This is a genomic window from Rhodococcus sp. OS5, assembly GCF_056837585.1.
This window is the reverse complement of the sequence record NZ_CM166368.1, coordinates 3,398,047-3,410,000: the sequence shown is the minus strand read 5'-3', so window position 1 is coordinate 3,410,000 and position 11,954 is coordinate 3,398,047. Positions and strand designations below refer to the sequence as shown.

Here is an 11,954-nt window from a genome sequence, read left to right as displayed (position 1 = left end):
TTCCTTCGGGAGCGAAGCTGAGAATTTAAGCCCCAGTAAACGGCGGTGGTAACTATAACCATCCTAAGGTAGCGAAATTCCTTGTCGGGTAAGTTCCGACCTGCACGAATGGCGTAACGACTTCTCAGCTGTCTCAACCGTAGACTCGGCGAAATTGCATTACGAGTAAAGATGCTCGTTACGCGCGGCAGGACGAAAAGACCCCGGGACCTTCACTACAGCTTGGTATTGGTGTTCGGTTCGGTTTGTGTAGGATAGGTGGGAGACTGTGAAGCGGTGACGCCAGTTATCGTGGAGTCGTTGTTGAAATACCACTCTGATCGAATTGGACCTCTAACCTCGGACCATGATCTGGTTCAGGGACAGTGCCTGGTGGGTAGTTTAACTGGGGCGGTTGCCTCCCAAAATGTAACGGAGGCGCCCAAAGGTTCCCTCAGCCTGGTTGGCAATCAGGTGTCGAGTGCAAGTGCACAAGGGAGCTTGACTGTGAGACTGACAGGTCGAGCAGGGACGAAAGTCGGGACTAGTGATCCGGCACCGGCAAGTGGAAGCGGTGTCGCTCAACGGATAAAAGGTACCCCGGGGATAACAGGCTGATCTTCCCCAAGAGTCCATATCGACGGGATGGTTTGGCACCTCGATGTCGGCTCGTCGCATCCTGGGGCTGGAGTAGGTCCCAAGGGTTGGGCTGTTCGCCCATTAAAGCGGCACGCGAGCTGGGTTTAGAACGTCGTGAGACAGTTCGGTCTCTATCCGCCGCGCGCGTTAGAAACTTGAGGAAGGCTGTCCCTAGTACGAGAGGACCGGGACGGACGAACCTCTGGTGTGCCAGTTGTTCCGCCAGGAGCACCGCTGGTTAGCTACGTTCGGAAGGGATAACCGCTGAAAGCATCTAAGCGGGAAGCCTGTTCCAAGATGAGGTTTCTCACCCCCTCGAGGGGGTAAGGCCCCCGGCAGACCACCGGGTTGATAGGCCAGAACTGGAAGTGCAGTAATGCATGCAGGTGACTGGTACTAATAGGCCGAGGACTTACCACAAAGAAGCTACGCGTCCACTGTGCGGTATCTGAAACAACACACAGATACTGATGAGAAACCCTGTTTTCTCCATCCCCCAACACCAGAAACTGGTGTTGACGGGTGGTGAAACCAGGTGATCAGAAGAAGGTTACTGTGACAGTTTCATAGAGTTACGGCGGTCATAGCGAAGGGGAAACGCCCGGTCCCATTCCGAACCCGGAAGCTAAGCCCTTCAGCGCCGATGGTACTGCACTCGACAGGGTGTGGGAGAGTAGGACACCGCCGAACACCCGTTAACCGAAAGGGGACCCAACATATTGGGTCCCCTTTCGTGCGTTGTATGAGAGGAATGACTGTGTCGGAGAATGGCGACGAGCGTCGGTCCTTCCGTGGGGGAGGAGCGCCTCGATCAGGTGGCCCCCGTCGTGACAACGACGGGCGTGGATCACGCGGCGCTGCAGGCGGAGACCGCCGCGGTGGTGCCGGAGACAACAACCGTGGCGGTGCTGGAAACAGTAACCGCGGCGGCGGATTCAACGGCGGACAGCGTCGCGGCGGCGAGGGTGGGTTCACCCCTCGTGGACGCGATGGCGACCGCAACCGTCAGCAAGCACGACCTGACGAACCGGATTTGCCCGACAACGTAGAGCCCACGGAGTTGGACCCGGCCGTTCGTCGGGATCTGCTCAGCCTCGACAAGGACAACGCCAACACAGTTGCGCGTCACCTCGTCATGGCGGGCAAGCTCGTCGACGAAGATCCGGAACTCGCACTGCTCCACGCTCGCGCTGCCCGTCAGCGCGCCGGCCGAATTGCGGTCGTTCGTGAAGCTGCCGGAATCACCGCGTACCACGCCGGTGAATGGGCTGAAGCTCTCTCCGAGCTTCGTGCTGCCCGTCGAATGGCTGGCGGACCGGGTCTGATCGCTGTCATGGCCGACTGCGAACGCGGTTTGGGTCGACCAGAACGCGCGATCGAGCTCGGCCGTAGCGACGAGGCTGCCCTGCTTTCGGGCGACGAGGCGTCCGAGTTGAGGATCGTCGTCGCAGGCGCCCGCATGGATCTCGGTCAGTTCGATCAGGCAGTTGTCACACTGCAGACCAAGGATCTGGACGCAGCGCGTACCGGTGAAGCTGCGGCTCGGCTGTTCTACGCCTACGCCGATGCCCTCGTTGCAGCTGGTCGTGTCGAAGACGGACTGAAGTGGTTCCTCAACGCTGCAGCTGCTGACCTCGAGGGTGACACGGATGCTGAAGAACGGGTGGCCGAGTTGACCGGAGAAGATCAGTGACCGTGCTTCGTACTCAGTACGACGTACTTTTGCTCGATCTCGATGGCACTCTGTACGCCGGAGCTCATGCGATTCCCGGCACCCAGGCAGCTCTCGGTCAGGGCACGCAGGCTTTGTACTACGTGACCAACAATGCGAGTCGCTCGCCTTCGGCAGTGTCGGCGCATCTGACCGAACTCGGTTTCGATTCCGAAGACGATCGTGTCGTCACCAGTTCTCAGACGGCAGTGCGTCTGCTGGCGGAGCGTCTCGAACCCGGTGCCGCTGTACTCGTCGTCGGTACCGACGCATTGGCCGACGAGGTGACGCGCGTCGGGTTGCTTCCGGTGCGCGAATTCGCGGATTCTCCGGTTGCTGTCGTTCAAGGACATTCGACGGAGACCAACTGGTCGATCCTTGCCGAGGCGTGCTTGGCGATCCGGGCCGGTGCGCTGTGGGTAGCGGCAAACCTGGACACAACGCTGCCGTCGGAGCGGGGTTTGGTGCTGGGCAACGGCTCGATGGTGGCAGCTCTGCGCGCTGCGACCAAGCAGGAACCGTTGGTGGCAGGGAAGCCTGCTGCACCGCTGATGGAGGATGCGCTAGCTCGCAGCGGGTGTTCGCGTCCACTGGTGGTCGGTGATCGTTTGGACACCGATATCGAAGGCGCACACGCTGTTTCGATCGACTCGTTGTTGGTTCTCACCGGTGTGAGCACGCCGGGTGACGTACTGCGGGCTCCGGTTGAGCAGCGCCCCACCTACATTGCAGCAACTCTGGATTCGCTCAATCAGCCGGCCGTCGAATCGCTGGTCGGTGCGGACTCCAAGTGGTCTGTCTCCGTGAACGGGTCGGCGCTGGTTGTCGACGGCCCGGTTGTCGGGGACGAGATGTCGCTTCTACGTGCGGTTGCGCCTGTCGCATGGGCTAATCCGTCGTTCCGGACCCTGGAAGCGTCGGATGCCGGCGTGGCGGATCTGTTTGCATCCTGGCTCGTCTGATCTCTCGCAAATGTGTTCGACTCGCGGGGGTGCGGGTGTATGCGTAACCGAGAGTCATGCACTAACGTTGTGCCCGATGAGCACGCCGACACCGCACCCCGGAAACACGAGTAACGGATCTCCGTTGCCCGGGCCACGCCCTTCCGTCGATCCGGAACGCATACGTTCTGACGTCGACGGTTTGCTGGCGCGCCTGGGCGGCATCGAACAGGATCCGAACGATCAGCACGGAGCGGGTGTGATTCCGCAGAAGGCACATATTTTGGAACAGGCACACGAGGTGCTCGTCCAGGCACTCGCCTCTGTGGACAGGGCTTGACGTGGCACGTAGAGCACGGGTGGACGCCGAACTTGTCCGTCGCGGACTCGCACGGTCACGAGATCATGCGCAAGAACTGATTTCCGCCGGGCGAGTTCTCATCTCGGGAGCCGTTGCGACCAAGCCTGCTACGGCGATCGAAGCCGGAACGCCACTTCGGGTCGTCGAGGTGGAGCAGGAAGTTTCGTGGGCGTCGCGAGGTGCTCACAAACTGATCGGCGCACTCGACGCCTTCGGTGCCGAAGGATTGACGGTCGAAGGTCGCCGTTGCCTCGACGCCGGCGCATCCACCGGTGGGTTCACCGATGTTCTGCTGACGCGTGGTGCGAAGGAAGTTGTCGCAGTCGACGTCGGCTACGGACAACTGGTGTGGCGCCTGCAGTCCGATGACCGGGTGCACGTCATCGACCGAACCAATGTTCGTGCAATTGATGCGGAGACCATCGGCGGAACTGTCGATCTCGTTGTCGCGGACTTGTCGTTCATTTCTCTCAAACTTGTACTCGGGGCGTTTGTCGCCTGTACTGCTGACGGCGCGGACCTGGTTCCGATGGTCAAGCCTCAGTTCGAGGTGGGCAAGGACCGCGTCGGTGCCGGTGGCGTCGTACGAGATCCGGAATTGCGAATCTCGGCTGTGCTCGACGTGTCGGAGGCTGCTGCAAAGGTAGGTCTGCGGACGTTAGGTGTCGTGGCCAGCCCATTGCCCGGTCCGTCGGGAAATGTCGAGTATTTCCTGTGGCTTCGAAAGACAGGTTCGCCCGGTGATCACGAGCCGGACACCGAGGGAATTCCTTCGGTGGAGGACATGATTCGCAAGGCTGTAGAGGAAGGGCCCCAGTGAACGCGGTCACGAACGGCGAGTCGCGCGAGATCCTTCTTGTCGCACACCCTGGTCGACGTGACATCACGGAAACCGCCAAACGAGTCGGGAAGATTTTCGAACGGGCGGGAATCGGGCTGCGAGTCCTCGTCGACGAAGCAGACAGCTCGCGCATCGAAGCAATGACGGAACCCGCGGGCTTCTCTGCGCCGGGTCTCGACGTCACGGTTGTTCATCCCGGCCCTGATGCTGCCGTCGGATGCGAGTTGGTTCTGGTTCTCGGTGGTGACGGCACATTTCTGCGCGCCGCCGAACTCGCTCAAGAAGCGTCCATTCCGGTACTGGGCATCAACCTCGGACGGATCGGATTTCTGGCAGAGACCGAGGCCGAGCATCTCGACGAGGCTCTCGCACAGGTAGTTCGCAAGGAATATCGCGTCGAGTCCCGTATGACACTCGACGTCGTGATTCGGGTGGACGACGAGATCATCGACCGCGGGTGGGCGCTCAACGAGGCCAGCATCGAGAACCGTTCGCGTTTGGGAGTTCTCGAAGTTGTCCTCGAGGTCGACGGCAGACCGGTATCTGCCTTCGGTTGCGACGGTGTTCTCGTGTCCACTCCCACCGGCTCGACCGCTTATGCCTTTTCCGCAGGCGGCCCCGTCGTGTGGCCAGAACTCGAAGCATTGCTCGTCGTACCCAGCAACGCGCACGCGCTGTTCGCGCGGCCGTTGGTCACCAGCCCGAATTCGATCATCGCGGTGGAGACCGTCGCCGGTAGCCACGACGGCCTGGTCTTCTGCGACGGTCGTCGTACGTTGGAACTGCCTGCCGGCGCTCGCGTCGAGATCGTTCGCGGCGCCACTCCCGTCAAGTGGGTCCGGTTGGACTCTGCGCCCTTCGCTGATCGGATGGTTCGCAAGTTCGAGCTTCCGGTTACCGGATGGCGAGGAAGGAAGCCTTAATCGTGCTCGCAGAGATCCGTATCGACAGTCTTGGTGTGATCTCCGAGGCCAGCGCCCAGTTCCACGAGGGCCTGACCGTCCTGACCGGTGAAACCGGCGCAGGTAAAACGATGGTCGTCACCAGCTTGCACCTCCTCAGCGGAGCGCGAGCCGATGCCGGGCGGGTGCGGTTGGGCGCGTCGCGAGCCGTCGTCGAAGGACGATTCATCGCCGACGACGTCTCACCGGCCACCGAGCGTGAGATCGTCCGAATCCTGGAATCGTCCGGCGCCGAGCGCGACGAGGACGGGACCATCATCGCCGTCCGGACAGTCGGCAGCGACGGCCGCTCACGGGCTCATCTCGGCGGACGAAGCGTGCCAGCGGGAGTTCTCTCCGAATTCACGGACCCACTTCTGACTGTCCACGGGCAGAACGATCAGCTGCGATTGCTTCGTCCCGACCAGCAACGCAATGCGCTGGACCGCTTCGGGGACAAGGCAATCGGAACGCTGCTGACGAGGTACCGCAAACACCGTCGTGAATGGCTCGATGCTCGTTCGGAGTTGATCGAACGCACGTCGAAGGCTCGTGAACTGGCGCAAGAAGCAGATCAGTTGACCTTCGCGCTCAACGAAATCGACGGCGTGGCACCCGAGCCAGGCGAGGACACGGCGATAGTTGCCGAAGTTCGACGACTCAGTGAACTCGATTCGCTCCGCTCGGCTGCGGAAGAGGCGCACGCTGCGCTCGCCGGTAGTGACGACATGGCAAGCGGCGACGTCGGGGTCATGCCGGCGCTAGACCTGATGTCCGAAGCGCGGGCGCGTATCGAGTCGGTCACCGACGCAGATCTGGACGGCCTCGGTTCCCGGTTGGCCGACGCTATTGCCGTCGTCACCGATGTTGCCGGTGACCTGAACACCTATCTGTCCGGGCTGCCCGCAGACCCGGGTGCGCTGGACTCTTTGCTGTCGCGGCAATCGGAACTGAAGACTCTGACTCGCAAGTACGCCGCCGATGTCGACGGGGTTCTCGAATGGGCAGATACCGCTCGCGCTCGTCTGTCCAAACTCGACGTGTCCTCGGATGCGTTGTCGCTGTTGGCCAAGCAGGTCGAGGAGACGGCTGGCCTCACCGCGGAAGCCGCCACAAAGCTGAGCGCCGCGCGAGTCAAGGCAGCGGCAAAGCTCGCCAAAGCCGTCAGCGCGGAACTCGCCGGTCTGGCGATGGGACGTGCGGGTCTCGAGGTGACTGTGCGTTCGCAGCCTGCCGGCCCGCAGGACTCGGCGCCGCTCAGCGTCGGGGGAGTAGACCTTCATGCCGGGTCTGCCGGCGTCGACGAGGTGGAATTTCGTCTGTCTGCGCACAGCGGGGCACCGTCACTTCCGATCAGTAAGAGCGCTTCCGGTGGCGAGCTGTCACGCGTCATGCTGGCGCTCGAGGTTGTTCTCGCTGGTAGCGACACCGGCGCGACGATGGTTTTCGACGAAGTGGACGCGGGGGTCGGTGGTCGCGCTGCTGTCGAGATCGGCCGCCGATTGGCGAAACTTGCTCGTACGCATCAGGTTATCGTCGTCACCCACCTTCCGCAGGTTGCTGCGTTTGCCGACACCCACCTCGTGGTGGACAAGGTCGACGACAAAGGCGGAGTGGTGAGCAGTGGCGTGCGGACCTTGTCGGATTCGGATCGGGTGGTCGAATTGGCCCGTATGTTGGCAGGGCTGGACGACACCGAGACCGGTCGTGCGCACGCCGAAGAACTGCTCGAGATCGCGAATGCGGCCCGCGTCACAGATTGAAGGTTCTGTGGTGTTGGTGTGACTGATGTGGTAGTTGTCGGCGCGCCTCCACCGGTCAACGCGGTTTCAGGTTCATCATCGAAGCCATGAAGATGCCCGGATTGCTCTCACGTAACACCGAATCCTTGCCTGGGATCAGTGGCATCGCCAGGGCCGATCGGAACACGGCGAAGCTTCTACGCCGCGTCGGTCCTGGAGACATCGTGATCCTCGACGAAGTCGACATCGATCGCCGGACCGCCGATGCTCTGGTGAAAGCCGGAGTCATGGCCGTGGTCAACGCGTCGCCGTCGATTTCGGGGCGGTACCCCAACCTCGGACCGGAAGTGATCGTCGCCAACGACATCGTTCTGATCGATGCCGTAGACAGTGACGTCTTCAAGAACGTCAAGGACGGCAGCAAGATCCGCCTGCACGAGGGCGAGATCTTCAACGGCGAGAAGAGCCTCGTCAAGGGCGAAGAGCAGACCGAGGCCGAGATCTCCGATCGGATGATCGAGGCCAAGACCGGCCTGGTCGATCACCTGGAAGCGTTCTCGGGTAACACCATCGAGTTCATCCGCACCGAAAGTCCTTTGCTGATCGACGGAATCGGTGTTCCGGACATCGACATCGACTTGAAGGATCGCCACGTCGTGGTCGTCTCCGACGGACCCGAACACGAGGCCGATCTGAAGAACCTCAAGCCCTTCATCAAGGAGTATTCGCCGATCCTGATCGGTGTCGGCGCAGGTGCGGACGTGTTGAGCAAGGCCGGATACCGCCCCGATCTGATCGTGGGCGACCCGGAAGAGATCACCAGTTCCACCCTCAAGTCCGGCGCGGAAGTTGTTCTGCCCGCAGACCAGGACGGTCATGCGGCGGGGCTTTCCCGAATCCAGGATCTCGGGATCGGGGCGATGACGTTCCCGGCGACCTGCTCACCGACCGACCTTGCGCTGCTGCTCGCCGATCACCACGGAGCTTCACTGATCGTGACGGTCGGCAACGTGGTGTCCTTGGACGAGTTCTTCGACCCTGGGCGTCGTGAAAGCAATCCGTCGGCGTTCATGACACGGCTCAAGGTGGGACCGAAACTGGTCGACGCCAAGGCTGTGGCAACGCTGTATCGAAGTCGAGTGTCCGGCGGCGCGATCGCGCTCCTGGTGCTCGCCGCCCTGGTGGCAGTGATCGTCGCCCTGGTCGTGTCCAATGCCGGTAGTGAAGTTCTCGACTGGGCAATCGCAACGTGGAACAGCTTCGCGCTGTGGGTTCAGGGGCTCTTCAAGTGATTTCGATGCGTCAACATGCAATTTCCATAGCGGCAATCTTCCTGGCACTCGCGATCGGCGTGGTGCTCGGTTCCGGAATGCTGTCCAGTGGATTGCTTTCGGGTCTGCGCGACGACAAGGCGGACCTGCAGAACGAGATCGAAGACCTCAATCAACAGTCCAATCAGCTTCAGCAGCAACTCAATTCCGCGGACGGCTTCGATGCCGCTGTCGGCGGTCGCGTCGTGCGTGACAGTCTCGCTGGTCGCACCGTCGTCGTCATCACGGCACCGGACGCCGATCCCGGTGATCTCGACGGTGTCAACCGACTCGTCACTGCCGCCGGCGGTGCCGTGACCGGACGCGTCTCGCTCACCGATTCGTTTGTCGACGCCACCGGTGGTGACCGCTTGCGGACCGTCGTCACCAATGTCATCCCTGCGGGGATCACCCTCAAGACCGGTGCGGTCGATCAGGGCAGTCTCGCGGGTGATCTGCTCGGTTCGGTTCTGCTTCTCAACGGGCAGAACAGCGAGCCGCAGAGCACTCCGGACGAGATGAATCTCGCGCTCGACTCGCTGCGTAGCGCCGGTTTCATCAGCTACGACGACGGAGCGGTCAAGCCGGCTCAACTCGCCGTGGTTCTCACCGGCGACAACAAGAGTGAATCCGACGCAGCCACGGGTAACCGCGGCGCCGTCATCGCCCGGTTCGCCGGTGCCCTCGACGGACGCGGCGCAGGAACGATTCTCGCGGGCCGGCCTGGCTCGGCCGAGGGCAGTGGTCCGGTTGCCGTCGCTCGTGCGGACGCGGCGCTCTCAGCGGGCTTGACGACCATCGACAACATCGATCGGGAGTCAGGCAAGATCACCACGCCGTTGGCGCTGCAGGAACAGTTGAACGGCGGCGCCGGCCGCTACGGCACGGGACCGGGAGCGGCGGCGGTCACCGTCGGCGCACCCACCAACTGAACACCCCGGTATTGATACGCCGGTCACATCGGGGGCGGAAAGTCGGCGCGTTGTAGGCACCGACCCCCGATAGGTGTTACCGTGAAATCCCGTGGGTCGGCAGGCCCCAGCATGCTTCATCAGACCAAGCCCTGCACAGTCGTCACGGGAGCCCCTTTGCCACAGTCACGCACTAACACGCGTACCGCCACCAAGCACATCTTCGTCAGCGGAGGTGTAGCTTCCTCGCTCGGCAAAGGTTTGACCGCCTCGAGCCTGGGACAGTTGTTGACCGCGCGGGGAATGCGCGTGACCATGCAGAAGCTCGATCCCTATCTCAATGTGGATCCGGGCACCATGAACCCCTTCCAGCACGGCGAGGTCTTCGTTACCGAAGACGGTGCCGAGACCGACCTCGACGTCGGACACTACGAGCGGTTCCTCGACCGTGACCTCTCCGGCCAGGCGAACGTCACCACCGGCCAGGTTTACTCGACGGTCATCGCCAAGGAACGCCGCGGCGAGTACCTCGGCGACACCGTTCAGGTCATCCCGCACATCACCGACGAGATCAAGCGTCGCATCCTCGAGATGAGCGGTCCGGATCTGCAGGGACACCGCCCGGACGTCGTGATCACCGAAATCGGTGGCACCGTCGGCGACATCGAATCGCAGCCCTTCCTCGAAGCCGCTCGCCAGGTCCGCCACGACGTCGGCCGCGACAACGTCTTCTTCCTGCACGTCTCCCTCGTGCCGTACCTCGGCCCCTCCGGAGAACTCAAGACCAAGCCCACGCAGCACTCGGTTGCGTCGTTGCGCAGCATCGGCATTCAGCCCGACGCGCTGATCCTTCGTTGCGATCGTGACGTTCCGCAGGGCCTCAAGAACAAGATCGCCCTGATGTGCGACGTGGACGTCGACGCCTGCATCTCGACGCCCGACGCTCCCTCGATCTACGACATCCCGAAGGTTCTGCACCGTGAGGGCCTCGACGCTTACGTCGTTCGCCAGCTCGGACTCCCGTTCCGCGACGTCGACTGGACCGTGTGGGGCAACCTCCTCGATCGTGTTCACCAGCCGCGTGAGACGGTGCGCGTCGCATTGGTCGGCAAGTACGTCGACCTGCCCGACGCATACCTCTCCGTCACCGAGGCACTGCGCGCCGGTGGATTCGCGAACCGGTCCAAGGTCGAGATCTCCTGGGTACCGTCGGACGCCTGTGAGACCGAAGCCGGAGCGCAGGCCGCTCTCGGTGACGTCGACGGTGTTCTGATCCCCGGTGGCTTCGGCATCCGCGGCATCGAAGGCAAGCTCGGCGCGATCCGTTTCGCACGTTCGCGCAAGCTGCCGCTGCTGGGTCTGTGCCTGGGTCTGCAGTGCGTCGTCATCGAAGCTGCTCGTAGCGTCGGCCTCGACGATGCCAACTCGGCCGAGTTCGAGCCGGACACCAAGCACCCGGTCATCTCCACGATGGCCGATCAGGAAGACGTCATCGCTGGTGACGCCGACCTCGGTGGCACCATGCGTCTGGGTGCCTACCCGGCCGTGCTGACCAAGGGTTCCGTCGTCGCTCAGGCCTACGGAACCGAGGACGTCTCCGAGCGTCACCGTCACCGCTACGAGGTCAACAACACCTACCGCGACCGGATTGCCAAGTCCGGCTTGCAGTTCAGCGGAACTTCACCGGACGGCCACCTGGTCGAGTTCGTCGAGTACCCGCGTGAGCAGCATCCGTTCTTCGTTGCCACCCAGGCACACCCGGAGCTCAAGAGCCGCCCGACGCGCCCGCACCCACTGTTCGCTGCCTTCGTGGAAGCAGCGTTGACGTACAAGCTCGAAGAGCGCCTGCCCGTCGACGTCCACGGTGACGAGAAGATCGACACCGCTGCCACCGAGACGGCGCTCGACGCTGCAGTCGAGAACGTGGAAAAGGTCTAGCCACACATGAGCGATCCCGGTCGGCACGAATTCGACACCCTCGGCTCCAAGACGGTCTACACCGGCGCGATCATCGCGTTGCGTGTCGACACCGTTGCGATGCCTGGTGGTCTGCGTGCCGATCGGGAAGTCGTCGAGCATCACGGCGCCGTTGCCGTCGTGGCACTGGACGAGGACGACAACCTGGTGCTGATTCACCAGTACCGACACCCGCTGGGGCACCGGTTGTGGGAAATCCCTGCCGGTCTGCTCGACGCTCCGGGGGAGAGCCCGGTCGAGGCGGCAGCGCGCGAGCTGGGCGAAGAAACCGGACTCGGCGCCGATCGATGGTCGGTGCTGGTCGATGTCGCTCTCTCACCCGGGTTCACGGACGAGGCTGTTCGCGTCTTCCTCGCCGAGGGGTTGCACGAGGTGGAGCGCGACGATCCCGAACACGAAGAAGCCGATCTCGAGATTTCGCGGGTTCCGCTCGCCGACGCCGTCGACATGGCGCTACGCGGCGACATCGTCAATGCCACAGCGGTATCGGGCATTCTCGCGATCGCCACCGCACGCGCGACGGGAAAGCCGCTGCGCCCCGCCGACGCACCGTGGCCCGATCGTCCTCGCGCATTCGGAGAACGCAAGTCGCGAGCCTGAA

The 11,954-nt window shown here is 62.6% G+C and carries 10 protein-coding genes and 2 rRNA genes (1 of these 12 running past the window's edge); all 12 read left to right on the top strand.

The annotated features are described in order from the left end of the window. A 23S ribosomal RNA gene (locus ACVZUB_RS15920) occupies window positions 1–1,038 on the top strand (it extends 2,097 nt beyond the left edge of the window). Between the two features lie 153 nt (window positions 1,039–1,191). Further along, window positions 1,192–1,308, top strand: a 5S ribosomal RNA gene (gene rrf / locus ACVZUB_RS15915). A 61-nt stretch (window positions 1,309–1,369) separates the two neighbouring features. Further along, window positions 1,370–2,311 (top strand): tetratricopeptide repeat protein, encoded by a 942-nt coding sequence (locus ACVZUB_RS15910; RefSeq protein WP_073513327.1) that lies wholly within the window; start codon window positions 1,370–1,372, stop codon window positions 2,309–2,311. Then, window positions 2,308–3,291, top strand: a complete 984-nt coding sequence (locus ACVZUB_RS15905; protein WP_058226686.1) for an HAD-IIA family hydrolase — start codon at window positions 2,308–2,310, stop codon at window positions 3,289–3,291. The genes ACVZUB_RS15910 and ACVZUB_RS15905 overlap by 4 nt, the downstream gene beginning before the upstream one ends. Before the next feature lie 76 nt (window positions 3,292–3,367). After that, the gene (locus ACVZUB_RS15900) at window positions 3,368–3,610 is read left to right on the top strand and encodes a hypothetical protein (protein ID WP_003946140.1); all 243 of its coding nucleotides are present in this window, start codon (window positions 3,368–3,370) and stop codon (window positions 3,608–3,610) included. 1 nt (window position 3,611) lies between these two features. After that, a complete protein-coding gene (locus tag ACVZUB_RS15895; RefSeq protein WP_003946142.1) occupies window positions 3,612–4,451 on the top strand; it encodes a TlyA family RNA methyltransferase in 840 nt (279 codons plus the stop codon). Then, window positions 4,448–5,395 (top strand): NAD kinase, encoded by a 948-nt coding sequence (locus tag ACVZUB_RS15890; RefSeq protein ID WP_003946132.1) that lies wholly within the window; start codon window positions 4,448–4,450, stop codon window positions 5,393–5,395. Before ACVZUB_RS15895 ends, ACVZUB_RS15890 begins: the two co-directional genes overlap by 4 nt. 2 nt (window positions 5,396–5,397) lie before the next feature. Beyond that, entirely contained in the window at window positions 5,398–7,176 is a 1,779-nt protein-coding gene (recN, locus tag ACVZUB_RS15885; RefSeq protein ID WP_003946143.1) for a DNA repair protein RecN, read from the top strand. 86 nt (window positions 7,177–7,262) lie between these two features. Then, window positions 7,263–8,447: a putative cytokinetic ring protein SteA gene (gene steA / locus ACVZUB_RS15880; protein WP_482627510.1), complete on the top strand. Its 1,185-nt coding sequence runs from the start codon at window positions 7,263–7,265 to the stop codon at window positions 8,445–8,447. Continuing rightward, window positions 8,444–9,397, top strand: a complete 954-nt coding sequence (locus tag ACVZUB_RS15875; RefSeq protein ID WP_007731900.1) for a copper transporter — start codon at window positions 8,444–8,446, stop codon at window positions 9,395–9,397. Before steA ends, ACVZUB_RS15875 begins: the two co-directional genes overlap by 4 nt. Before the next feature lie 156 nt (window positions 9,398–9,553). Then, window positions 9,554–11,314: a CTP synthase gene (locus tag ACVZUB_RS15870; RefSeq protein WP_003946139.1), complete on the top strand. Its 1,761-nt coding sequence runs from the start codon at window positions 9,554–9,556 to the stop codon at window positions 11,312–11,314. Window positions 11,315–11,320: 6 nt separating this feature from the next. Next, on the top strand, window positions 11,321–11,953 hold the full coding sequence (locus ACVZUB_RS15865; protein WP_003946141.1) for an NUDIX domain-containing protein: 633 nt from the start codon (window positions 11,321–11,323) through the stop codon (window positions 11,951–11,953). Window position 11,954: the final 1 nt, after the last annotated feature.